At 69.9% G+C, this 24,822-nt stretch carries 18 protein-coding genes, 1 pseudogene and 1 CRISPR repeat array; of the genes and pseudogenes, 16 read left to right on the forward strand and 3 right to left on the reverse strand.

Features of this window, described 5'->3' with window-relative positions:
• Nucleotides 1–302: 302 nt before the first annotated feature.
• Nucleotides 303–3,575, forward strand: a complete 3,273-nt coding sequence (locus ACFYVL_RS38900) for a S8 family serine peptidase (protein ID WP_389253739.1) — start codon at nt 303–305, stop codon at nt 3,573–3,575.
• A gap of 398 nt (nt 3,576–3,973) precedes the next feature.
• The gene (locus ACFYVL_RS38905) at nt 3,974–4,438 is read left to right on the forward strand and encodes a hypothetical protein (RefSeq protein WP_389253741.1); all 465 of its coding nucleotides are present in this window, start codon (nt 3,974–3,976) and stop codon (nt 4,436–4,438) included.
• Between the two features lie 103 nt (nt 4,439–4,541).
• Here ACFYVL_RS38905 and ACFYVL_RS38910 read toward each other — a convergent pair whose 3' ends face one another.
• Nucleotides 4,542–5,165: a TetR/AcrR family transcriptional regulator C-terminal domain-containing protein gene (locus tag ACFYVL_RS38910; RefSeq protein WP_389253743.1), complete on the reverse strand. Its 624-nt coding sequence runs from the start codon at nt 5,163–5,165 to the stop codon at nt 4,542–4,544.
• Nucleotides 5,166–5,233: 68 nt separating this feature from the next.
• Here ACFYVL_RS38910 and ACFYVL_RS38915 point away from each other — a divergent pair, with 68 nt between their 5' ends.
• Entirely contained in the window at nt 5,234–6,703 is a 1,470-nt protein-coding gene (locus ACFYVL_RS38915) for an FAD-dependent monooxygenase (protein ID WP_389253746.1), read from the forward strand.
• A 211-nt stretch (nt 6,704–6,914) separates the two neighbouring features.
• Here the strand turns inward: ACFYVL_RS38915 and ACFYVL_RS38920 are convergent, their stop codons facing one another.
• Entirely contained in the window at nt 6,915–7,406 is a 492-nt protein-coding gene (locus ACFYVL_RS38920; RefSeq protein WP_389253748.1) for a MarR family winged helix-turn-helix transcriptional regulator, read from the reverse strand.
• A gap of 114 nt (nt 7,407–7,520) precedes the next feature.
• Here ACFYVL_RS38920 and ACFYVL_RS38925 point away from each other — a divergent pair, with 114 nt between their 5' ends.
• The 10 genes from ACFYVL_RS38925 to ACFYVL_RS38970 all read left to right on the forward strand — a co-directional run bounded on the left by ACFYVL_RS38925 (nt 7,521) and on the right by ACFYVL_RS38970 (nt 22,090).
• Nucleotides 7,521–9,146, forward strand: coding sequence for a DHA2 family efflux MFS transporter permease subunit (locus tag ACFYVL_RS38925; RefSeq protein ID WP_389253750.1), 1,626 nt, complete (start codon nt 7,521–7,523; stop codon nt 9,144–9,146).
• 129 nt (nt 9,147–9,275) lie between these two features.
• Nucleotides 9,276–9,941 carry an FAD-dependent monooxygenase gene (locus tag ACFYVL_RS38930; RefSeq protein WP_389253752.1) on the forward strand — a complete coding sequence of 222 codons (666 nt, stop codon included), beginning with the start codon at nt 9,276–9,278 and terminating at the stop codon, nt 9,939–9,941.
• Nucleotides 9,942–11,101: 1,160 nt separating this feature from the next.
• Nucleotides 11,102–11,375: a CRISPR direct-repeat array (repeat unit 29 nt; unit sequence CGAGTCACCTCCGCGTGTGCAGAGCATCC).
• A gap of 277 nt (nt 11,376–11,652) precedes the next feature.
• Nucleotides 11,653–14,541 (forward strand): CRISPR-associated helicase Cas3', encoded by a 2,889-nt coding sequence (gene cas3 / locus ACFYVL_RS38935; RefSeq protein ID WP_389253782.1) that lies wholly within the window; start codon nt 11,653–11,655, stop codon nt 14,539–14,541.
• Nucleotides 14,542–14,886: 345 nt separating this feature from the next.
• Nucleotides 14,887–16,425, forward strand: a complete 1,539-nt coding sequence (gene casA / locus ACFYVL_RS38940; protein WP_389253754.1) for a type I-E CRISPR-associated protein Cse1/CasA — start codon at nt 14,887–14,889, stop codon at nt 16,423–16,425.
• 21 nt (nt 16,426–16,446) lie between these two features.
• Nucleotides 16,447–17,067, forward strand: coding sequence for a type I-E CRISPR-associated protein Cse2/CasB (gene casB / locus ACFYVL_RS38945; protein WP_389253756.1), 621 nt, complete (start codon nt 16,447–16,449; stop codon nt 17,065–17,067).
• A complete protein-coding gene (gene cas7e / locus ACFYVL_RS38950) occupies nt 17,064–18,230 on the forward strand; it encodes a type I-E CRISPR-associated protein Cas7/Cse4/CasC (protein ID WP_389253758.1) in 1,167 nt (388 codons plus the stop codon). Before casB ends, cas7e begins: the two co-directional genes overlap by 4 nt.
• Complete coding sequence (cas5e, locus tag ACFYVL_RS38955; protein ID WP_389253760.1) at nt 18,227–19,021, forward strand: type I-E CRISPR-associated protein Cas5/CasD; 795 nt, start codon at nt 18,227–18,229, stop codon at nt 19,019–19,021. Before cas7e ends, cas5e begins: the two co-directional genes overlap by 4 nt.
• Entirely contained in the window at nt 19,018–19,686 is a 669-nt protein-coding gene (locus ACFYVL_RS38960; protein ID WP_389253762.1) for a type I-E CRISPR-associated protein Cas6/Cse3/CasE, read from the forward strand. Before cas5e ends, ACFYVL_RS38960 begins: the two co-directional genes overlap by 4 nt.
• Nucleotides 19,683–21,299 (forward strand): Mu transposase C-terminal domain-containing protein, encoded by a 1,617-nt coding sequence (locus ACFYVL_RS38965; RefSeq protein WP_389253764.1) that lies wholly within the window; start codon nt 19,683–19,685, stop codon nt 21,297–21,299. Before ACFYVL_RS38960 ends, ACFYVL_RS38965 begins: the two co-directional genes overlap by 4 nt.
• On the forward strand, nt 21,296–22,090 hold the full coding sequence (locus tag ACFYVL_RS38970; protein ID WP_389253766.1) for an AAA family ATPase: 795 nt from the start codon (nt 21,296–21,298) through the stop codon (nt 22,088–22,090). Before ACFYVL_RS38965 ends, ACFYVL_RS38970 begins: the two co-directional genes overlap by 4 nt.
• 191 nt (nt 22,091–22,281) lie before the next feature.
• Here ACFYVL_RS38970 and ACFYVL_RS38975 read toward each other — a convergent pair whose 3' ends face one another.
• Nucleotides 22,282–23,337, reverse strand: a complete 1,056-nt coding sequence (locus ACFYVL_RS38975) for a hypothetical protein (RefSeq protein WP_389253768.1) — start codon at nt 23,335–23,337, stop codon at nt 22,282–22,284.
• Nucleotides 23,338–23,509: 172 nt separating this feature from the next.
• Between ACFYVL_RS38975 and ACFYVL_RS38980 the strand changes: the two genes are divergently transcribed.
• The 3 genes and pseudogenes from ACFYVL_RS38980 to ACFYVL_RS38990 form a co-directional block, all read left to right on the forward strand.
• Nucleotides 23,510–23,773: a helix-turn-helix transcriptional regulator gene (locus tag ACFYVL_RS38980; protein WP_389253770.1), complete on the forward strand. Its 264-nt coding sequence runs from the start codon at nt 23,510–23,512 to the stop codon at nt 23,771–23,773.
• Nucleotides 23,774–23,940: 167 nt separating this feature from the next.
• Complete coding sequence (locus ACFYVL_RS38985; RefSeq protein WP_389253772.1) at nt 23,941–24,432, forward strand: DUF6083 domain-containing protein; 492 nt, start codon at nt 23,941–23,943, stop codon at nt 24,430–24,432.
• A pseudogene (locus tag ACFYVL_RS38990) lies at nt 24,429–24,731 on the forward strand (AAA family ATPase); the annotation flags it as partial. The gene ACFYVL_RS38985 and the pseudogene ACFYVL_RS38990, both read left to right, overlap by 4 nt.
• Nucleotides 24,732–24,822: the final 91 nt, after the last annotated feature.

The following is a 24,822-nucleotide window of genomic DNA, read 5'->3' on the forward strand; positions in this document are numbered from 1 at the left end:
TTCCGGTGCGAGCCGGTCACGGTCGGCCCTGCGCATCGGCCCGTCGGCCGTGCATCCGCTCACATCGCGGGAGTGGAAGGTTGTCCTAAAACTCTTTGCCTCAACTCTTCACTCCTGTCCCACCGTTGATCACATTTCCCACGCGTCCCATACTTCCGCTGACCGGTGGCCGGAGACGATGCGCCCGCCACCGGAACCATTCGGCTTCATCCCAAGCTCCTGGGGGAGACTTGCCCGTACATCCGAGAAGAGCAGGCGCCTTCGCCGTCGCGGCGGCCACTTCGGTGGCCCTCGTGGCGGGTATGACCGGCCCTGCCACAGCGGTCGGCCCGGCCCCGCCGACCGCTTCCAACCAGCCGCGCCCCGACGGAAGTCAGCGGGTCCAGCTCATCACGGGCGACCACGTGGTGGTCGGCGCCAAAGGCCGGGTGATGGGCTTCGAGCCCGCCAAGGGGCGTGAGCGGATACCGGTGAAGGTGGAGCGCGCCAAGGGCCACACCTCGGTACTGCCCACCGACGCGCAGCCCCTAATCGCCGCCGGAAAGCTGGACGCACGGCTCTTCGACGTCACCGCGCTCACCGACCCCCAGCTGCGCAGGAGCGGGCGCGAGGGTCTGAAGCTGATCGTCCAGTACGCCGGTGTGGCGGGCGGCGCACGGGCCGAAGTGCGTGCGGCCGGTGACACCCGGCTGCGGCGCACCCTCCCCTCAATCAACGCGGACGCCGTCCAGGCCTCGCCGGGCGACCTGGCCAAGGTGTGGGAGGCGCTGACCGACCAGCGGCGCGGTCTCCGTACCGCCGCCCCCGGCATCGACAAGGTGTGGCTCGACGGGGTGCGCCGGGCGAGCCTGGACCGCAGCGTCAAGCAGATCGGCGCCGACAAGGCGTGGCAGGCCGGATACGACGGCACGGGCGTCAAGATCGCGGTACTGGACACCGGCGTCGACAGGACCCACGACGATCTGAAGACCCAGGTGGTCGGCGAGAAGAACTTCTCCGCCTCCGCCGATGCCGTCGACCGCGTCGGGCACGGCACCCACGTCGCTTCCATCGCGGCGGGCACGGGCGCCAAGTCGGGCGGTAGGTACAAGGGGGTGGCCCCCGGCGCCAAGATCATCAGCGGCAAGGTGCTGAACGACGAGGGAGTGGGGGACGACTCCGGCATCATCGCCGGAATGGAGTGGGCCGCCGCCGAGGGCGCGGACGTCATCAACCTCAGCCTCGGCGGTCCGGACAGCCCCGAGACCGACCCGCTGGAGGCGGCGGTCGACAAGCTGTCCGCCGAGAAGGGCGTCCTGTTCGCCGTCGCGGCGGGCAACAGCGGCCCCGGCGCGGGTTCGGTGGACTCGCCCGGCAGCGCGGACGCCGCACTGACCGTCGGCGCCGTCGACAAGGACGACAAGCTGGCGGACTTCTCCGGCGTCGGCCCGCGCGTCGGTGACGGTGCCGTCAAGCCGGACGTGACCGCGCCCGGCGTCGCCATCACCGCCGCCGCGGCGGCCGGCAGTGCGATCGACACCGACCCCGCCACACCGCACCCGGCACCGGGCTACCTCCAGATCGACGGCACCTCCATGGCCACCCCGCACGTCGCGGGCGCAGCCGCCCTCCTGAAGCAGCGGCACCCGACCTGGAAGCCCGCCGACCTCAAGGGCGCACTGACCGACACCGCGAAGAGCGGCGACCACACCGCCTTCCAGCAGGGTTCGGGCCGTATCCAGGTCGACCGGGCGCTGTCCCAGAGCGTGATCGCCGATCCGGTCTCGCTGGCCTTCGGCGTCGCACAGTGGCCGCACAACGACGACGAGCCCGTCACCAAGAAGCTCGGCTACCGCAACCTCTCCACCGCCGACATCACCCTCGACCTGGCGGTGTCCGCGCTCGACCCGGCGGGCAAACCGGCCCCGGCCGGGTTCTTCAAGCTCGGCGCCGACAAGATCACCGTGCCCGCAGGAGGCCGCGCCGAAGTCGACCTGACGGCCGACACCCGGGTCGGAGACGTCGACGGCGCCTTCTCCGCCCGGGTCACCGCCACCGGTGCCGGCCAGGTCGTCGGTACGGCCGCCGTGGCCACCCGGGAGAGCGAGTCCTACACCGTCACCCTGCGCACCCTCGGCCGCGACGGAGCCGACGCCCAGAGCTTCGCCAGTTCCCTCACCGGCCTCTCCGGCGCCGCCAAGGAATTCCAGGCATACGTCCGCGACGAGCCGGGCGCCCACAAGTTCCGGGTGCCCAAGGGGACGTACGCGTTCAACGCGGACATCGTGCAGGACTGGTCCGACCTCGCCAAGGGCACCGACTGGGTCAACCAGCCCCGGCTGGAGGTCACCGGCGACATGACGGTCACCGCCGACGCACGCACCGCGAAGCCGGTGGACATCACCGCCCCGGGCGCCGACCGGACGGCCTTCGGCGGCGTCTCGTACGACGTCGGCGACGGCGCGGCCGGCGGCGGCTGGCTGCTCACGGCCGGGTTCACCAACTTCCGCACCGCCCACATGGGCCCGGCCGTCACCGACGGTTCGCTCAAGCAGTACTGGGAGGCCCACCTCCGCAAGGACGCCACCACCCAGTACTCGCTGGCCTACGGCGGCAGCACGAGCAAGCTCGCCACCGGCTACCGCAAGCACGCGAAGGCCGCCGAACTGGCCACCGTGCAGGTCGGCCTCGGCGCCGCGAGCCCCGGCAAGAACTCCTTCCTCCTCGTACTGCCCAAGCTGCCGGGCACCACGACCATCGCCAGGGGAGCGATGGGGCAGCCCGCGCCCGGCACACGCACCGTGCACCTCTCCACCGGCGACGGCGTCGAGTGGGCGATGGAGCACTACCAGCGGGGCGACTCGGGCGACGAGACCGGCTACGGAACGTCCGAGCCGAAGCGTTACGCGGCAGGCAGGACGTACCGCGAGACGTTCAACACCGGCGTCTTCGGCCCGCTCCTCGGCAAGGGCATGGGAGTCTTCCGCAGGGCGTCCGACACGGCCTCGGGCGGCCAGCAGATCTACGGCTCGCTGCCGCTCTTCGCCGACGGCCAGGGCCACGGCGGATACTCGCGGTACACCTCGGCCCGGTCGGTGCTCTACCGCGACGGCGTCCAGGTCGGCGAGAACAACGACCCGCTGACCGGTGAGGAGACCTTCGAGGTCGCCCCCGCCGACGCCGAGTACCGGCTGACGACGTCCGCCGAGCGCTCGGCCGCGGTCGCCGCGGTCTCCACCCGCATCGACGCCGAATTCACCTTCCGCTCGGGGAAGGTGGCGCTGACCACGGCGCTGCCGGTGTCCACGGTCCGCTTCGCGGCCCCCGTGGACCTCACCTCGCGCGCCCCGGCGGGCAAGTCGGTCCGGGTGCCGGTGACCGTACAGGGCTCGGCAGCCGGCCAGAACCTCAAGTCCCTCACCGTGGAGACGAGCGACGATGCCGGAAAGACCTGGAAAGCCGTGCAGGTCAAGGACGGTTCGATCACCGTGAAGAACCCGGAACAGGGCCGGAGCGTCTCCTTCCGCGCCGACGTCACCGACAAGCAGGGCACCAGGTCGAAGCTGACGATCCTGCACGCCTACGCCACGAAGTAGCACTGTCCCGGTGACGGGAATTCAGTAGGGCCGACGTGCCGGGAAGCGCCTTCACGCGCGTCCCGGCACGTGGTGCGTCGGCGCGGCGCCTGTACCGTACGTCGAAGGCCGCACGCTGCGGGACCGGCCCGGCACTCCACGAACCCCGGCCACTGGCGAGGCCGTTCGGCTTCCCGCCGTGGGAACCGGCGTACAGGCGCTCCCGAAGAGCAGACGCATGCGGCGGCGCGCACTTTCCCACCCCCGGCGGCGCCTGGATTCCTCGGCGCCGCTTCGCGCGCCGGGCTCGAATCTCCGGCGCACCCGGCAGCGGAAAACCGCCCAACCCGCACCCACACCCACACCCCTCGACCTTCACTGACAGCAGCTGTCAGGAGACCGGTCCTAACGTGCGGCGCATGGACGAATTCGACTTCCTGCACGGTTCCTGGGACGTGGCCAACCGCCGTCTCACCGCACCACTCGGCTCGGGCGGCGCCTGGGTCGAGTTCCCCGGACACGTGGTGGTCCGGTCGCTCTTCGGAGGTGCCGGCAACATCGACGAGATCACCTTTCCCACCCTCGGCCGTCAGGGCGTGACCCTGCGTCTGTTCGACCGCGAGACGGAACGCTGGTCGATCCACTGGTCCGACAGCCGGACGGGACGTCTGGATCCGCCGGTGGTCGGCGGCTTCGTCGGTGACCGTGGCGACTTCTACGGCGAGGACGTGCTCAACGGCCGCCCGATCCGCGTGCACTTCACCTGGACCCGGCTGGGCCCGGACACCGCCCGCTGGGAGCAGGAGTTCTCCGCCGACGACGGCCGTACCTGGGAGCACAACTGGACCATGGACTTCACCCGTTCGAGGCCGGTGGGGGAGTAGTCGTCGTCGCACTCCGACGACATCCCTGCCCGGAGCGGCGAGGCCGACCGCGCGACGGGCCAACTGCCCCCGGTACGACCCCGGCGTCCTCACGCCGGACCCGTCAGGCGGGGATACGGGACAGCGTTGCCTCCAGGCCGAAGGCGAAGCGTTCGCCGAAGTTGTCCTGGAGGTGGGGCAGCACCCGTTGCAGCGCCGGGTGCGCGGCGGGATCGACGGCGTGCGCGAGCCTGGCGTCGCCCGTTTCGGGGGCGGCCTGTTCCTCCTGGGTCAGGCCGAGGGTGAAGTAGGTGATCGTCCAGGCGGTCCAGGCCGCGCCCCGTTCGTCGGTGCCGGCTTGCAGGAGCGCGTCGACGAGGTGGTCGGCGAAGCGCAGCGTGTGCGGTTCGGCCGCGTAGGTGCCGGTGACCAGGGCGGCGCCGTCGCGGTGGGCGAGCAGAGCGCGCCGGTAGCGGGCGGCGAGTTCGCGGGCCCGGTCCAGCGGGGCGTCGGGCAGGTCGTCGTACGAGATGTCGGCGAGGACCGCGTCGGCCATCAGCTCCAGCATGCGGGCCTTGGTTTTCACGTGCCACAGCACGGTGTTCATCCGCACGCCGAGGTTCTCGGCGACCGCCCTCGTGGAGAGGGCTTCCAGACCGCGCTCGTCCAGGACGAGCAGGGCGGCATCGATCACGGCGGAACGGGAGAGCTGGCTCTTGGCATCTTCCCCGGCTTGCTTCTTGGTCACTGACCTAGTTTACTCCGCCTCGACCCTTGGTCGCCGACCAAGAGCATGTCGGGAAAGAGAACACGCCCATGAACCACCAGGTTGTCGTCGCAGGAGCCGGACCCGTGGGTCTGTGGCTCGCCGGCGAACTGCGCCGCGCCGGCGTCACCGTCGCCGTGATCGAGCCGCGTACCGAACGCGACTCCCGCTCCCGCGCCCTGACCGTGCACCCGCGCACCTTGGAGACCTTCGCCTCCCGCGGGACGCACCAGCCCTTCGTCGACGAGGGCATACCGCTGCCCGGCGGCCACTTCGGGGCCCTCGACGCCCGCCTGGACTTCCGCCGCCTGCCCAGCCCCTTCCCGTACACCCTCGCCCTGCCCCAGGAGCGAACCGAAGCACTGCTGGAAGCGCAGGCCATCGGCCTGGGCGCGGAAATCCTGCGCGGTCACGAGGTCACCGGCTTCACCGAGCACCCCGACCGCATCGCCGTGCATACCACCGGACCGCACGGCCCCCGCACCCTCAAGGCGGCCTACCTGGTCGGCTGCGACGGCGCCCGCAGCACCGTCCGCACCGCCGCCGGCATCGGCTTCCCCGGCACCCCGTCCACCGTTTTCGGCTGGCTCGGCGACGTGGTCCTGGACGACCCGCCCGCTCCCGGCCACAGCTGCTTCGGACCCGCAGGCGCCCTCATGGCCGCCCCCATGCCCGGCGGCATCCACCGCCTGGTCGGCATCACCCCACGCGACCTGACCACCACCCGGCCCGGCGACCTCACCCTGCGCGAACTGCGCGAGAACGTCCGCTCCGTCGCGGGCACCGACTTCGGGCTGCGCGACCCGGTCTGGCTCTCCCGCTACGGCAATGCCACCCGCCTCGCCGACCAGTACCGCAAGGGCCGTGTCCTGCTCGCGGGCGACGCCGCCCACCAGCACTTCCCGGCCGGCGGCGTCGGCATGAACGTCGGCATCCAGGACGCCGCCAACCTGGCCTGGAAGCTCGCCGCCACCCTCAACGGATGGGCCCCCGACGGCCTCCTGGACACCTACCACGCCGAACGCCACCCGGTCGGCGCCGACCTCACCGCCACCAGTCGCGCCCAGGTCGCCCTGATGACCGCCTTCACCCCCGAAGGCCTCGCCCTGCGCGGGCTGCTCGCCCGGCTGATCACCGCACAGCCCGACCTCAACGACCTGCTGGCCGCCCAGGTCAGCTCACTCGCCGTCGCCTACCCCGCCACCGCACCCGGCGCCCACCGCCTGACCGGCACACGCGCCCCCGACCTCGCCCTCGGCGGCACCGGCCTGTTCACCCTGCTGCGCGCCGACGGCCACCTCCTGCTGGACCTCTCCGGCAGTGGCACCCTGACCGGGTACGCGCGCCCCGGACTCCACACCCACACCGCCACCCCGCACCGGCCCCCGGCGGAATTCACCGACGTCCGCGCCGTCCTGGTCCGCCCCGACGGCCACATCGCCTGGGCAAGCGCCGAGCGCGACGACACGGCCCTCACCGACAGCCTCACCGCAGTCCTCGCCACCACGCACCAGAGGTGAGTCACCACACCAGAAGCGAGCCAATACACCGGAAGTGAGCCACGAGAACCCGCTGCCCCCGAGCCGCCAACAACCCTCCGGGGCCGCACCATTCAACCCGCCGGTCCGCCCGAACCGCCCCGCCCCGGAGCCAGGAACCGGCCCGCCCCGGAGCCAGCAACCGGCCTGCCCCGCAGCCCGGTCGAAGCAGCGAAGCAGCACCGCATCGTCGTCAGCTCTTCTGGATCCGCTCGGCGATGTGGGCGTCGATGGTGGCACACAGGTCCGTCAGCAGAGCCTCGAATCCCACCAGCACCTCGGGCGGGTGCTTGGCCATGACCGCGTCCAGCTGGGCACCCAGCGGGCCGAAGAACTCATCGGCACGTTCCCGTACGTGAGCGCCGCTGCGCAGCGTCACCAGCCGACGGTCCGTGTGCTCCCTGCTGCGGACGATGTGGCCGGCCGCTTCTAGCCGGTTCAGCAGCGCGGTGGTGGCGCTCGGGGACAGCAGGATGCGCTCGCTGAGCCGGGCCGGTGACAACGGGGTGCCGCGTTCGTCGGCCGCGGTGATCTCCAGCAGTGCCACCGCGTCGGTGGAGTGCAGGCCCAGCCATGCGGCGAACAGGCGGCCGAGCTCGGTGTAGTGGCCACCGTAGGACCGCAGCCCTTCGACCAGCCGCTCCCGCTGTGCCGACACCTCGCTGTGTGCCGTCTCCTCCGCCACCGCCGCCGCCCTTCTCCCGTGGTCCGGGTGAGTGGCACCCGGACGCGCTTTGACAACCTACCCCCATCACTTTAATGTCCATCGCGGAAATATTCCACGATGGAAGGAGTTGTGATGCGTGACCCGTCCGCCACCCGGCGGTGGCTCGGTCTGATAGCCATCGCGCTGGGTGTGGCGCTGATCGTGGTGGACACCACGATCGTGAACGTGATCGTTCCCTCGGTGATCGAGGACCTGGACGCCACGTCGGCGCAGACACAGTGGATCCAGGAGTCGTACGCCATCGTCTTCGCGGCCCTGCTGCTCCTGACCGGACGGCTGGCCGACATCTTCGGTGCCCGCCGGGTCTTCGTCTGGGGTGTCGTCGTCTTCGGCGCGACCAGCGTGCTGGCCGGCCTGGCCCCCGGCAGCGGGCTGCTCATCCTGGCCCGCTTCCTCCAAGGGGCGGGGGCGGCGATGCTGCTGCCGACCTCGCTGTCACTGCTGAAGGCGACCTTCACCGGAAAGGCGCGCGGTCAGGCGTTCGCGGTCTGGGGCTCCACCATCGGCGCCGCCGCGGCCCTCGGTCCGCTGCTGGGCGGCTGGCTCGCCGAACACGTTTCCTGGCGCTGGGCCTTCGGCATCAACGTCCCGCTGTCCGTCCTGGTCGGCATCGGTGTACTGCGCTACATCGCCCCGTCTCCCCGCACCCGGGGCCGCATCGACATCCCCGGCGCGCTCCTGTCCGTCACGGGCCTGGCCCTGCTCGCCTTCGGGCTGGTCGAGGGCCGTACCTACGGCTGGATCACCACCGTGCACCCGCTGAAGGCCCTGGGTCTGGAGTGGGACAGCGGCCCGTCGCCCGTCCTGGTCGCCCTCCTCGTGTCCGCCGTCGCCCTCTTCGCGTTCGTACGCCGCCAGATCACCCTCAGCCGCGGGGACGACACCTCCCGCGTCCTCATGGACGTCGGCCTGTTCACCATCCCCTCCTTCCGCAACGGCAACATCGCCACGATGATCATCGGCATCGGCGAGTTCGGCATCGTCGCGGTCCTGCCGCTGTGGCTGCAGTTCACCCTCGGCTACAGCGCACTGCAAGCCGGTCTCGCCCTCGTACCTGTGGCCATCGGCAGCTTCGTAGCCAGCGGCGCCAGCTTCGGGATGGCCGCCAAGATCGCCCCGCTGGGCCAACTGCGCACAGGCCTGGCCCTGGAGGTCGTCGGACTCGCCGGAATCGCCCTGATTGCCACCCCGACCAGTTCCTGGTGGTCGGTCTCCCTGGTCCTCTTCCTCTACGGAATCGGCGTCGGCTTCGCGACGGCCCAGGTCACCAACGTGGTGCTGAACGACGTCCCCGAACGCAGCTCCGGCCAGGCCTCCGGCGTCCAGAGCGCCTTCCGCCAACTCGGCTCCGCACTGGGCATCGCCGTCCTGACCACGGTGTTCTTCAGCTCCCTCAGCACCAAGCTCCACGACAGGCTGACCAGCATGGGCCTGCCCGCCGGGCAGGCGGACAATCTCAGCGGCGCCGTCACCGACAGCGCGGGCGCGGCGATCGGCCCCCTCGCGGCAAACCCGCAGACGACCACCATCGCGGACGCGGCGCGCGCCGCGATGACGGACGGCGTCGCCCTCGGCGGATACATCGCGGCAGGCTTCGTCCTGCTGGGGCTCATCGCTTCCTTCCTCATCCCCTCCACCCCAACCGGACCGGCAGCCAACCCCGGCCCACCGGCCGACAAACAACCCGCCCTCCACTGACCAACCAGGAGAAGACGGCACCACAGAACCACCCCGGCCACCGCCCCACCCACCAACTCACTACTCACCCATCGCACTCCCTCATCCCTCATCCCCTCACCCACCCACCCCACCACCGGACGGAGCAGCATGCCGCCCAGGACAGTCCTGATCGCGGGCGCCGGAATCGCCGGCCCCACCCTCGCCCACTGGCTCACCCGGCACGGCATGACTGCCACCGTCGTCGAGCGCGCCCCCGCCCTGCGTTCCGGCGGCCAGACCGTGGACCTGCGCGGGGCGGGCCTCACGGTCATCCGCCGCATGGGCCTGGAAGCAGCTGCCCGGAACGCCGCCACCCAAGAGGCCGGCATCCGCTTCGTCGACGACCAGAACCGCACGAAGGCGGCACTTCCCGCAGATGCCTTCGGCGGCAAGGGGCCCGTCGCGGACCTCGAAATCCTGCGCCCGGAGCTATCCAGCCTGCTTTACGAGCACACCCGTCACGACACCGAGTACCTATTCGACGACGAGGTCACCGCGCTGACTGACGACAGCGACAAGGCACACGTCGTCCTCAAGAACAGAGGGGAGCGCTCCTTCGACCTCGTCATCGCCGCCGACGGCATCCGCTCCCGCACCCGTGACCTCGTCTTCTCCGACACCCGGACCAGGGGTTTCGGACTCTGCACGGCGTACTTCACGATCCCCCACCGCCCCTCCGACGGCCGCTGGGCACGCTGGTACAACGCCCCGGGCCACCGCTCGGTGACCCTGCGCCCCGACAACCTCGGCACCACCCGGGCCACCCTCTCCTGACAACTCCCACCAAAATGACCTATAGGAGTTCCAAGTGCTTGGCGCTGCCCATGCATCTTGAGATGCGCAATTGCAAGATTGAGGTGTGTGCTTGTTAGGCCATTGAATGAGAACCGGCAGGTCATTTTCATGGGAGTTGCAGTACGGGGTTTCCCGGCAAAAAATTCGTATGCGCGTTTGAATGTCGATTTCTTGGATGGTAGGTATCGGACATTTCTTGGGGCTAGGTCAAGTGCGCAAGGTGCCTGATCCAAGGGGCGCGAAGGAAGGACCCGTCCTCAGATCACAGGCCCAAGTGTGGAGTCGTTTAGGGGCTGTCCCGTGAGCGACCTTCGACTGGCTGCGGTCAGAGCCCCCGTGCGTGGGCGACTGGGCCCTGATGGCAGGATGATTGTCCCGACGATTCTGAGTGGTCACGCTCGTGTACACACCTGTCAACTACCCCGAACGGGTGCATGCCGAGAACGACACTGCCTTGCTCCATCGACTCGCGCGTTGTTCCTGGCCCTTCGTCTGGCAGGTGCTGGCCGCGAACCTTTCCAGAGTGCCCGGCATGGAGCTGGAGTTCAGCAACAAGCTCCTTCTCGTGTTGACGGAGCATCCGAACGTGGACGGCGCAGTGCTGCGAGTCGTCCGAGATGCCGTTGCGGCCAAGCTCGCTGGCGGCGAATGCCTCTATGCCACAGTGCTTGCACTGGCAGGCCGGACAGAACCCTCGCCGGCGGAAGTGCGACATCTTCGCACTCTGCTCGGAGCTTCCGTTCGTGTACGCAGTCGGCCGGAACGGGGCTTCCGGCTCCGAATGTGATCTGTGCGCATTCCGGTCGACTCCAAAGAGGACGCTCCTGGTGTGGCTGTAGTGCGACCTCGTCAGTGCCGTCCTGGGCAGGTTCCTTGATCAGGCTGAGCCCTGCTTTGCGACAGCGAGCAGATATGATGCACCGTCAAGTTGGTCCGCTAACAGGCCGTGACGCGAGCAAACGCGAGAGGTGATCGGCAATTCGGTGAGCTGCGGACTTTGAGATGGCCGCGTCGGCGGTTCTGCATGGACAGCGTGCTGATCGTAGGCACCCGGAGTTCACCCGCGTCCACGGCTCCTGTGGAGTGTTCTGTGTCTACATGGGGACGGTCTAGACAGCGGGCATGGGTTCACGTGCAGCCGGGTCACCTCCGCGTGTGCAGAGCGAACCTCTCCAAGATGGACAACTCGGCCGAGTTCTTCGAGTCACCTCCGCGTGTGCAGAGCATCCGGCGCCAATGCCGCCAGATCGGGCTGGGACACCGAGTCACCTCCGCGTGTGCAGAGCATCCGGCTACCGGAGCGCACTGACACGCAGGAGTGGTGAGTCACCTCCGCGTGTGCAGAGCATCCGGCGCCAATGCCGCCAGATCGGGCTGGGACACCGAGTCACCTCCGCGTGTGCAGAGCATCCTCTTCACGACCTGCGCCGATGAGGGCGCTTTGCACTTCTTTGACTAATGCTGGGACGGGGCCTTCTGGAGTTCTATGAAGTCGGGGGTTGCCTTGCCGTATGAGATCGTGCTTGGGCTTTGGGATTCACCGTAATGGTCCTACTGGGAGTCCTGGTGGTGTTTTCGTCGGGTGAATGTTCACTCAATAAGGTGCCTCTTGGATAGTGCGCCACACCAATGGGCAGGTTGCTGCGGCTCTGATAGTGCCCGGCATCCGACAGGAGTGCGCGTGGGGGTGGTGGAGGATGGTCGTCAGGGAGGGCTCGATCTGAGTCCTTGGGGGAAGTACTTCACGTGGTACGGACGTGCGTACGTTTACCCCGTGCTCTTTCACATGCTGGATGTTGCAGCAGTGGCAGGGGAGTTGTGGGACAGGTTCCTGACCCCGCCGGTGCGACAACGGATCGCTGACGGTCTTGGACTCAGCCTCCCTGAAGCCCGCGCCGTCGCCATGTTTCTGTGCGGCTGTCATGATCTGGGAAAGGTCAGTCGTTTCCTGATGTGCGAGCCACGGCCGTGGGCTCGGATCAGCGACGCGCTGAAGGCGGATACGCGGGACTGGCGGCTCATGCGGCATGAGCGCGCCTCGATGCACATTCTGTTGGGCATTCTGAGCGACATGGGATACCCGACGGGTGGCAATGACAGCCCGGCGGTGCGTGCCGCGCAGGTCCCAGGCGGCCACCACGGCTGGTTCTGGCAGCTCGACCTGAACGGAGCGGCCCGGCGCGAGCGTGTGCACACCGAGTTGGGCGGCCCGTTGTGGCAGGACTTGCGCCGTCGCTATGCCGAGCAGATCCGCCACCTCACCGGGGCTATCGCGATTCCCACGAAAGTGACCGCTCCGGCTGCGGTCCTGCTCACCGGGCTCACTATGCTCGCGGACCGACTCGCCAGCCAGAAGCGGGTCTGGGTGCGGCGCTCACAGATGTCTGCGTACGGCGCTTCGGAGCATTACCCTTGGGCGCGCTGGATGGCGCGAGGGGTGGTGCGGGAGTCTCAACTGACGCGTGTACCGCTGCCCGAGGTCCCTTTCGCGGTGGCACACCCCGATGCAGGCCAGCCAAATCCGCTGCAGGAATCAGTGAGGGTGAGGCTGCCGGCGCTCACCGAGCAGAAGGGGCCCGGCATCCTGGTGGTCATGGACAGCACGGGGGCTGGGAAGACGTTGACGGCCCTCGAGGCCGCGCGGATCTTCAACGCGAACTGCGCCACGGAGGGCATCGCCTACATGCTGCCGACCACAGCAGCAGCCGACGCAACCTACGACGTTCTGTATTCCTACGTGAAGTGCCACGGGCCGAGTGCCGCGGTCCTCTCCCTTCTCCACAATCACAGCTTTCTGAACCAGGCCTACACCAGCCAGGCCCTGGCGCCAGGAGAGACCGCCACCTGTAGCTCAGAGGAAGAACACGAGGCCGCCGAAGACGAGTTCTCGTCCAACGAGGACCACACACCACCGCGCGGCAGATGGGCACCGGACGGGTGGCTGCGAGGATGGAACCGGGCCCTGCTCGCCCAGTACACCGTGACCACCGAGGACCAGGGAGTCATGGCGGTCCTGCCCGTGCGCTACAGCGCACTGCGCATGCTGGCCCTGTCGGGGCGCACCGTCGTCCTCGACGAGGTGCACGCCTTCACCCCGTTCACCCTCAAGGCATTGGGGCGCCTGCTGCACTGGCTCGGTGCGCTGGGCACTCCCGTGGTAGTCCTCTCGGCCACCCTTCCCCAACAGATCGCCGAGGAACTCGTCCGCAGTTACCTCGCCGGTGCCGGGCACCGGCGCCGCGACCTACTCCAGCAGTCCTACACAACTCCCTACCCCGGCTGGCTGTTTGCCGACGCCCGCACGGCCTCCTGCACGGTCATCGACCCTCCTGACCGAAAAGCCCAGGCCGCCCTCCAGAGGCGCTCGCTCGCCATCACCGTCCAACCGGTCACCTACCGGCGGCTGGGCAACCCGGAGCGCGGCGTGGACACGGACGAGCGGCTCGCCCATATCGCACGGGCCCTCGACTCGCTGGGAGCCCGCGGCGGCTGCGCCACCGTGGCCTGCGCCACGGTGGCCGACGCGCAGGACACCTACCAGCACCTGCTGCGCCGGCTCAATTGGCCAGACGGCACAGGGAACCTGGAGCTGCTGCATGCCCGCTTCCCCGCGTACCAACGAGAGGCCACGATGCGGCGGGTGCGCACCGCACTGGGCAAGGCCGGCCCTCGCCCGCACCGTCTGGTGGTGGTGACGACCAGCCTGCTCGAGATGAGCCTCGACGTGGACACAGACTTCCTGATCACGGACCTGACCTCCATGGCCCGCCTGCTGCAGAGCGTGGGCCGGCTCTGGCGCTTCGATACCCCCCAGCACCGCCCCGTACTGTCCTGGCGGCGCGCGCCGTGGCTCGCGCAGCGGGGCCCGCAGGCCTTGGTGCTCCACCCCGTAGAGAACGGGGCCACCGTCGTGCCCGGCACCTGGACCAGCGAGACTGCCTTCCGCCTGGCAGCAACGGCCGCATTCCTCACCGCGCACCCGGAACACCAGCTCACCCTGCCGGACGGTGTGGCGGCCCTGGTCGGCGCTGTTCACGGTCCGAGCCCCGACCTCAGCCTGCTTCCCGACACCCTGGGCCCGCTGCTGGCGCAGCAGCAGGCAAAGGACCGTGCCCAGGAACACGCGAGCGCAGGCCACCTCGTGCCGCCGCACGACCGGGTCGGCTCCCTGGCCGACCTCCACCGGCAGAACCAGACTGCGGCCCGTGCCCCCACCCGCCCCGGTACCCGTCCGCGCCGCATCCTGGCCTGCTTCCGCCAGAGCGCGCCCGGCCCGACACTGGACGACGTCAACGGCCACCTCACGCTGGACCGTGAAGGCCGTATCCCGCTGCCGCAGGGCCCCCGCCTCAGCAGCAGTCAAGTCCGCGCGGTCCTGGAGCACACGCTGACCGTCCCCGGGGCCTGGGTTGAAGCCGCCACCGCACGCCACGGTGCGCCGGAGGCCTGGCACCACCACCCTCTGCTCGCCGACCTGGTCCTGCTGGAGCACGATCCCCACCGAGACACACCGGTCCGGCTCGGGCGGCACCTGCTGTACCTGGACCGTGAACTCGGCCTCGTCCACCACGAGAACTGACACCCGACTGTCCCGACGCACGCCGTCGGCCCTGGCCGCACGGCGCACACGGCGCACATTGGTGTTAAGCAGACTAATTACGGCCGCCTGGCACCCGCACGCCCACTCCTGCTTGACTAAGCAACACCCGGAACAGCCCGCTACAACTGCTGTCAGCCGTCCCTCCCGGCCCTCACTCCGACTTTGCGCGCACCGCCCCGGCGCCGCCCAGCGAACGTTCCCCTCGCATGCCCCGGCACAGTTGCCCACCTGCGCCCCAGGACAGTACGGCGCGCGGCCTCCCGCTGCCCACGGTGAACACGCGCACGCCCCCGCTTCGCCGGCACCTCCCGCCCAGGATCCGCCATGCCTGCACCGAGCTACCCCCTCGACCACCAGCCCTGCATTCCCGTCCGCACCGGAACACGGCACCAGCAGGTGGGCCTGCGGGAGCTGTTCATCCACGCGCACACCATCGAAGACCTGGCCCTTCCCATCCCTCCGGCTGCCTCAGCCCTTCTGCGTGTCCTGGTCGCCATCACCGCCCGTCTCACCGGACTCGACAACCCGGACATGCCGCTGGCGCAATGGCACCAGCTGCGAGCCCACTGGCTCACCAAGCCCGCCGGCTTTCCCGAACAGAGCGTCCACGCCTACTTCGACGCCCACGTCTTCGACCTGTTCCACCCCACCCGGCCCTTCCTCCAGGACCCCGCGCTCGCCCACCAGTGCACCCGGCGTGCCGGAGTCAACGCCCTCGTCTACGGCAGACCCCAGGGGCGCAACCTGGTCTGGTTCAACCACCACACCGACCACAGCCCCCAGCCCCTCGACAGCGACGAAGCGCTGTGGCACCTCCTGCTCCACCACGCCTACGGCCCCTCCGGCACCTGCTCCACGCGCACCGTCGACACCCACACCAGCGGCAAGACCACCGCAGGCCCGCTGCGCGGCACCCTCTCCTTCCACCCGCACGGCGCCACGCTCTACGAAACCCTGCTAGCCGGCCTCTTCCCCTTCCAGGGAGCCTCCCAGGACACCACCGACGCCTGCCCCTGGGAACGGGAGCAGCCCCCCGACCCCCTGCAGCCCCCAGAGGAGATCACCTGGCCCGGAGCCCAGCTCACCGGCCGCTCCCGGCACGCCGTCCTGCTCATCCCCTCCCCGGACGGCACCCACGTCCAGGACGCCTACCTGACCTGGGCCACCCAGCAGCCCCGGCTCTACGCCACCGACCCCTACCACGTCATGCACACCCAACCCCAAAACCCCGCCGAGCATATGCGCACCCCGCGCAAAGCCGACGCCGACCGGGCCACGTGGCGGGACCTGGACGCCCTCCTCCTCGCCAGCGACGAAACCGCCACCGTCCACCGGCCCCTGGCCTTCACCTGCCTCAACGACCTCCCCGAAGAACTGCGCAGCCGCCTGCGGGTCCAGGTCCACGGATTCGACCAGGAAGGGCAGGTCAGAAACCGCCGCTGGTACACCAGCCTGACTCCGCCGATCTGGACCTGGGCCCAGGAACACGACCCGGCCCAGGCGACCCGGATCAGTGAATGCACGCAGGCCGCCGAGCATCTCGCCGCCCACCTGAGCACGGCCGCCGACCAGGCCTGGCGGGAAACGACCCGCCCCGGCACCTCGACCCCACCAGGTCGCAAGCGCCCCACATCCCGCTCCCGGTGGCAAACCCGCTCCCTCGCCGAGTACTGGCCCCGCGCACAGAGCGCCTTCCACACCCTCATCCACGACCAGCGACCCGCCCGCGGCGTCTTCGCCCACGCCGCAATCGACGCCCTGCACGCCGCCACCGCCGCCGCCCTGCCGCAGTATCCCGGCGCCGGACGCGCCCTGGCCCGTGCCCAGCAGGCCCTGGCCACAGCAGGCGCAGCCACCCCCTGACCCCCGCAGGAGAACCCCCCTGTGCTTTCAAGCCGCGACGAACGCCGACGCCACTACGACACCTACACCGCGCACATCCACGACCTCTGTCACACCCCGGCCATCCGCCGGACCCTGGAGAAGGGACGAGGCCGTCCGGTGTCCGACTGCCCGGACCTCATCCGTTACCTCGCCCAGCCCACCCGTCACCACTACGGACGCCGCGCCCACTACACCGTGGCCTCCCTCATCGCACGCCAGTACCCCAGGCACCAGCAGCACCCCGACGATCCCAACACGACACCGTCTACGCCACATAAGGAGGCCAGCTCCGGCGACAGCACCGAGAGCCAGGACCCACTGGCGCGCTGGAACCGTCGCCCCAACCTCGGCACCACCCTGGCCTGTGCCGTCCACGCCGGAGACCTCTCCGAGAACACCACCCCCCGCCAACTGCGCAGCATCACACGGCTCTCCGAGAACCTGCTGCACCCGCGCCTCTTCAGCCTCACCCGGCAACTGGCCCAGGCAGGCCACACCGTGGACTTCGCGGTTCTACTCGAGGACCTCGTCCAGTGGCCCGAAGACCGCCCCCGCGTCACCCAGCGCTGGCTGACCGGCTACTACCTGGCCCTGCCCGTTCCCACATCGGAGCTGCGATGACCGTAGTCCACCTCGACCTCTCCGCGCTGCAGTCCTATCCGCTCTCCTGCCTCAACCGCGGACAGGACAACGAGCCCAAGTCCTTCCTCTACGGCAACACCATGCGCACCAGCATCTCCAGCCAGTGCCAAAAACGCGCCTGGCGCCTGCAGATGGAGGACGAACTCGGCGAACCCTCCGCCCGCACCCGCCGAGCCCTGATCCTGCTGAAAGAGACTCTGAGCCAGGCGGGATGGCCCGAGACCCTGGCTACCTACGCGGCCAATGAGGTCGCCCGGTCGGCCACCGCCGCCGGGCTCAAGATGGACCGCCAGGAACCACTGCGCACTCAGTCCCTCTTTTACCTGCCGAGCACCACGGTCCAGGACCTGGCCGTGCTGTGCGACACCCACCGCGCAGCCCTTGAAATGGCCCAGGCCCAAGCCTCCACCCCCGCGGACAAGGACAAAAAGAAGGCCAAGAGCCCAGAGGCGCTGCCTCCACGGGACGTGATCGCCCTGCTCACCGCGCGCACCACCACCATCAACCTCTTCGGCCGCATGCTCGCCGAGGTCTCCGGCGGATTCGTGGCAGGAGCCCTCGACGTGAGCCACGCCTTCACCGTCCACACCAGCGACGCCCAGACGGACTACTTTTGCGCCGTCGAGGACTGGGCCGCACTCGACAGCAACGGCAGCGCCCATCTGAACGAAGCAGATCACGCCGCCGGCGTCTTCTACCGCTACGCCAGCATCAACGTCACCGACCTCCTCCAGGCGCTCGAAGACAACGCAGAGCAAACCGCCCGGGTGCTGGAGCTGTTCGCCGACGCCTTCATCCACACCCCGCTGCAGGCCAAGAAAACCTCCACCGCCCCGCACACCCTCCCTGACCTCGTCCACTACACGGTCCGCACCCGGCGCCCCGTCTCCCACGCCAACGCCTTCGAAACCCCCGTCCGCGCCGCCCGCGGCGGCGGCTACCTGCCTCCCGCCCGCCAGGCCCTCGCCGACCACGCGGCCACCCTCGAACGCCTCACCGGCACCCGCCACCGCCTTGCCCACGGCCACGCCAGTGCCGACCCCGACGCCCTGCCTCCCCTGGGCACGCGGCACAACGGGTACGAGGAACTCATCCAGGCCTGCACCCGCGGCGCCCTCGCACCCCACACCTCTCGCACATGAGCATGTCCGGCGGACACCTGCTGCGCCTCGCCGGCCCCCTCAGCTCATGGGGATTGCACGCCGCCTTCCACGACCGGGACACCGCCCCCCACCCCACCCGCTCCGCCCTGATCGGCATGCTCGCCGCCGCCTCGGGCCTCCCACGCGAACACGCCCTGGCCCCCCACCACGACCTCCCCGGCACACCAACCTTCCAGGACCTGCACTTCACCGTCCGCACCGACCGGCCCGGCAACCTCTACACCGACTTCCACACCGTCGGGGGCGGCCGCCCCCGCGAGCAACAACTGGCCACCAGCAGCGGCGCACCCCGCCCCCCGGCCGCAGCCACCCTCGTCTCCCACCGCCACTACCTGGCCGACGCCGCCTTCACCGTCGCCATGACCGGCCCCCGCCCGCTCCTCGAACGCATCGCCCACCATCTCGAGCACCCCCACTGGGCGCCCTACCTCGGACGCCGCTCCTGCCCGCCCACCGAACCCCTCGTCCTTGCCACCCACCACCCCAACCCCGTCCACGCCCTCCTCCACGAGACCCCCCTCACACCGGCCTACCCGCCCCGACAAGGGCAGACCACCGTGCCCGTGACCTTCCACTGGGACCAACCACCACCGGGCGGCGCCGCCGACGCCGAACACGAACTCCCCGACGCCCCGCAGGACTTCACGACCACACGCCGCCGCTACACCACCCGGCCCACCTGGCGGACCACCGAACATCTGCCCGCCTCCCTCCACGCAGGCTCGGACCCGCTTGCCACTCTGATCGACTACCGCCTGGGGCACCAATGACACCCACCCTGACCCGCATCCGGCTCAACCTCGCCAGCCGAGCCGTACGCCGGGACCTCGCCGACGTCGTCCAACTGCACCGCACACTGATGCGCCTGGCCCCGCCAGGCCTCGGCCCCACCCCCCGCCAGCAGGCCGGAGTCCTCTTCCGGCTCGAATCCCGTACCCGCCACCCCACCCTCCTGGTCCAGACCCTCGACACCCCACACACCGAGGAACTCCCCGCCCGCTACGGAGACATCGCCACCCACGACCTCACCCCCCTTTTCACCCACCTCACCCCCGGCCGGACCGTCCGCTACCGCATCACCACCAGCCCTCTCACCCACCGCCCCAGCCGCGAGATCCTCAGCCACCGACCCGATGGCACCGCCCAGCGCGGCCGCGGCACCCCCACCCCCCTGTACGGCCGGCACGCCCTTGACTGGTGGCAACACCGCGCTCACACCGCCGGCCTCGACGTGTTGCGCGCCACCCTCACTCCCTGCGCCTTCCCCCGCCGCGACCCAGGCGGCCCCCGCCATACCCTCTCCCGTTTCGACGGCACCGCACGCATCAGCGACCCCACCGCCCTGGCCGACGCACTGCGCACGGGCCTGGGCACCGCCAAGTCCTACGGCGCAGGACTTCTCACCCTGGCCCCCGCACCTACCGGAGACGCATGATGACAATCCCCGAAAACAAAGACCTTGCGCTGCGCCGAGCCAGCGTCCAACGCCTCCTCCACCTCGCGGACGAAGGCACCCTGACATCCGGCCACCTGAAGACCGTCGCCAACTCTTACGGAGTCCGCCGCCGCACCGTCACACGCTGGGTCGAGAACGCTCGGGCCCACCAGGGCACCTACACTCCATCCCCTCGCCCTGCTTTCACCCTCGACGCGACCATGCGCGACGCACTTGCCCGCTGGTGCGGCAACATCGCCGGAGCACACAGGGAACTGACGGCCGAGCAAGGTCTCACCGTCTCCTACAACACCTTCAACCGCGCCGTCACACGAGAGATGTCACCCGGATTCCTGGCAGGACTGCGCGGCGGAGAACGCGACCGCCGCAAATTCGACGTCTTCAACGAACGAGAACGCGGACACCGCAATGCCGCCTGGGAAGGCGACCACACCCAAGCCAACGTCTGGGTCAACGTCGCAGGCCAACCCCGCAAGCCCTGGATCACCTGGTTCGTCGACTGCGCCACCAACTGCATCTGCGGCCTGGCCATCACCCCACAGACCCCCGCCCGCGACAGCATCCTCGCCTGCCTGCGCGACGCCCTGCTCCGCGACGCCCACCACGGCCCCTTCGGCGGCCAGCCCACACTGGTCCGCATCGACGGCGGCAAGGACTTCCTCAGCCAGACCGTCGCGGCCGCCCTCGGCGTGTTCGGGGTCCGCCGCGTTCACCTCCCCCCGTACAGCCCCGAACTCAAGGGCACTGTCGAAGTCCTCAACAACGCCATCAAGACAATGGCGTTCCCCTGCCTCCCCGGTTACGTCAGGGCGCCCCGTTCCTCCATGAGGAAACCCTCGCCCCCCACGACAACGGACAACCTGCTGACCTTCGAAGACTTCGTCAGCCACGTCCGCAACTGGGTGCACTTCTGGAACTACGAGCACCGCATCCGCGCCCTGGGCAACCGCACCCCCGCAGAAGCCTGGCGCGAAGACCTCACCCCCATCTACGACATCCCCTCCGACGTCCTGCACACCTACACCCTCGAACTCGCAGGCAAACTGTTCACCATCAACGGCAGCGGCGTCCAATGGGGCAACCGCCGCTACGTGGCCACCTGGATGAGCGGCCGACGCGGAGCCAAGGTACGGCTGCGCCACATGCCTCACCACTATCACCAGGTTCACCTCTATGAGGCCGTCACCGGCGCCTATCTCGGCCCGGCCGACCTGCAGAACGGCGCCACCCTGGAACAGAAACGCGCGATCGTCCACAGCCGCCGCCAAGCAGCGGAGAAACTGCGCCAAGCCCTCAAGCGTGCCAACAAGTCCAAGAACGAACGCTTCAGCCCCGGCACCGCCACCGAAGCCTCCCTACCGCTCTCCCCTCAGACCGATGAGCAGGCCGAAGCAGAACTCCGTGCCGCCCGAGCCCTGCCCGCCGTGGAGCCCACGCCAGACATCCGCCCGCTTCCCGCGCTTCCCCATCCCCACGAACGCGCCTCGGGAGAGGCGCCGACCCCCGAGACCCACGGCCACGCACCCCGCGCCGACGTCCGACCGCTGCCCGCACTCCCATCACCCGCTCACCGAGAGGGAGAAGCGACATGACCGACGCCCCCGTCGGCCACTACCTGAACCTGGTCGGCGCCACCCTCGTAGAGACCGAGGCCCTGCGTATCACCCTGCGGGACGTCCACAGGGCCGCCAGAGCACAAGCCATGGCCTGTATCCACGGCGATGTCGGCCTCGGCAAGACCCTGGCCGTCACCCGGTCCCTGCAAACCCTCGACCAACGGCGCACGATCCGCCTCGACCTCCGCAAGGGCGCCAGCGCCAGCGAATTGCGCACCGTCCTCTTCCGCACCCTCGGACTGCCCGGCGATCCTCCGGAAAGGCCGCTGGCCCTTGACAACCTCCTCACCGAATCGTTCGCCCAGAAGCCCACCGTCCTGCTCTGCGACGAAGCCCAAGGACTGTCACCCAAAGCGCTGGACTACCTGCGGACCCTCTGGGACCGTGAGGCCACTCAGCTCACCATCCTCTTCGTCGGCGGAGAGAACTGCCGCCTCCACCTCCTCAAACGAGACGCCCTCGCCTCCCGCATGGTCAGCTGGCAGCAGTACACCCCGCTGACCCCGGACGAAGTCCGCGACTTCATCCCCGGCTACCACCCGGTGTGGGCCGACGTCTCACCACAAGACCTTCTCTGGGTCGACGACATCGTTTGCCACGGCAACTTCCGAAACTGGGCCAAGACAACCTTCCACCTCCAGGACGAGCTCACGGGCTCGCCCGAACTGGGCGGATTCAGCCGCCAGCTCCTCACGAGCATCCTCAACAGCCTGGACAGCACGTACCGCACCCAGCCCACCACCCCGAACCCCGCCGGCTACATGTAGGAGAACAGGGGCACTCCGGTTGCCACCAGCCACCGCGCAGTGCCCCGCTGCGGAGCCACCGTGCCGCCGCGTAGATCGCGAGTCAGGGAGGCCGCCAGCCAGCCGCCGCACTGCGATTCCCCAGCCGCCCCCAGGCCCCGGAAGCAAACCGAACGGATAACCGTCCGGCCTTCTTGCCTGCGGCCGCCAAGCTACCCCCTCGCCACGAGCACGGCCTCCGGCTGCTCCTTTACTCCAGACGCGAACCCGGCCCAGGACAGGTCGCCGGTCACCGGTTCCAGATGCCAGGACTCCAAAAGGCGCAGCCCTTCGAGAAAGGACAGAAGTCCGGGCAGCCGCTCGCAAGGCACCCCGCACACCCGGGCCAGGGAGAGTGCGTCGGCAACCGCACCAGCCGCCTCCGAAGAGGGCGACGCGGCGAGCGCGAGGGCCAGCAGGCGCCCCTCGGCACCCGCCGCCCGCAGCACCCGGCTGTGCGCGACCCGCAGAGCCCAGTCGGCGGCCCGGGCACGCTCACACCGAGTCGGCACCTGCAGCAGAACCGGGCCGTCCACGACCTGTCCCTCGGTGCCCCCTGCCCACACAGCGGCCCGGCGCAGCCACCTCGCCTCCTCCAGCTCCCGCCACGGCAGCACGGAGCGGCCCAGGCGCATGCCGCGCAAGAGCCCGGACGGCAGCCGGACACAGCCTGAGAACGAGGCCCGCAGCGCACACTGCAGGGCCAGCAGCCGCGCCGCGCCCCCGGTCTGCGGCGGCAACGCCGAGGCAAGATAGCTGAGCATCTCGTGCACCCGCTGCTGCGCCGACAAACTTTGCGGCACCCCGAGTGCCGGCTGCTGCCGCTCGGGCGGGGGAGCGGGGCGCGGGGTGAGGAGCAGGGTGTCGGGGACCACGCTGGCGTGCGCGGTGGCGCCGGCACACGCCCGGCACATGTCTGCCAGCCGCCACAGCCGGCCGCCGCACTCGCGCATCAGCAGCAACAGGATCTCGCCGTCGCAGCCCCGGTGGCGCGGATGCCAGCGGCAGCCGCGCTGATGGCACTGACAGGTGCGCAGATGGGCGGGCAGCGCGCTGTGCCGGGCGTGCCGGGCCAGATGTGCCAGCGCCGCGGCCCGGGCGGATACGGCGGGCAGTGCAAGGCCGCTGGGCGGGCACTGGGGGCAGGAGAGGGTGGGGCCGCCCCGCCCCGGCTGAAGTTCCACTGTCCAGGCGCGTCGCACGGCGCACCTTGCGGTGCCCAGGTTCATCGGGCGTGTGTCTCCTCGTTCCTCGGATCCGCCGGGCCCCGGCAACGGTGCGGGGGAGCGGGTGGCGGCACAGGCTAGTGCAGAACCCTGCACCGAAAGTTCGGCCTTCTCGCCACAAATAGTGCAGAGGTCTGCACTGACAGGGCAGGGTCCTGCACCGTCGGATGGACAAGTGACGATCTTGCCGCCCGAACCGAACCTCGCCGCACTGCGTGTCGAGGTCGCACGGCTGAGGAATGCCCGCGGCTGGACCTTCGACGAACTCGCCGAGCGCAGCGGCCTGTCCCGGCGCACCCTCATCGACCTGGAACACGGCCGCACCACCGGCACCGTCACCACCTGGCACGCCCTCGCCCACGCCCTGGACGTCCCCGTCCGCCAGCTCCTCGACACCCTCTGCGACGGCCACACGCCCCCCGCCCACGACGCCCCCTGAATCACCCCGTCACCGGCCCCACCAGCGGCGCAGATCACCCGAACCGACCCCGGAAAACAAACACACAGCCCACCGTCGTACACCTGTCGCCCTGACATGAGCCGTTCGCATGACCTGACAGGCCCGGACGCCCCGCACACGGCGCGCCGCCTGCAACCTTCACGCTCATGTACCCCACCCCCACCCCGCGCCGCCGGCCGAACTGCACCGCCCTCCGCGCCCGCCGCACCCTGCGGGTGCCCGCCACCAGCCCCAGCCAGGTGCTGCGAAGCCATAGCAACGGCCCCTGCCCCCGATGCGGCCACCGCATCGAGTGGCACCCGCGCGCCGACCACAGCCTCCTGGTCCTGCACCCGGCCGAGTTCACCACCACGGTCGTGCCCGCCGACTGGCGCTGGGAACTGAGCTGCGGCATCGCCCACCCGCACGGCGACGCCACCCCCTGGTGCCGCATCCCCCACGCCATCCTGTGCCCGGCCCACACCCCCGACCCCCACCTCACCCCCCACCTCACCGAAGTCCGCCGCCACCTCGCCGTACGCACCCGCATCCTGCTCGACACCGGCCGCCTCACCCCACTCCCACCCACCGCACCCTGCCCGCCAACGGCAGACCTGCCCCACACTCCGGCGACCGCACCCGGGGCACCCCCGTGCTGAACCCGACCGACGAGCAGACCGCCGCGGCCGACGCCTTCCGCGACGGCGCACACCTCGTCCTGCAGGCCGGCGCCGGCACCGGCAAAACCACCACCCTGGCCCTGCTCGCCCACTCCACCCGCTCCCACGGCCGCTACCTCGCCTACAACCGGGCCATCGCCCAGGACGCCGCCACCCGCTTCCCCGCCACCGTTACCTGCAAGACCGCCCACTCACTCGCCTACGCCGCCGTCGGCCACCGCTACCGCCGCCGTCTCAACGCCCCCCGCCGCCCCGGCTGGCAAACCGGACAAGCACTAGTAGTGCTTGGTCATGTTGGTGCGGGGTCGGGCATGTTGCGGTGACAGGTGGGGCAGGCGCCGGACCAGATCGCGAGGAGTGACTGCAGCT

This window comes from Streptomyces sp. NPDC004111, assembly GCF_042874215.1.
Classification (GTDB): domain Bacteria; phylum Actinomycetota; class Actinomycetes; order Streptomycetales; family Streptomycetaceae; genus Streptomyces.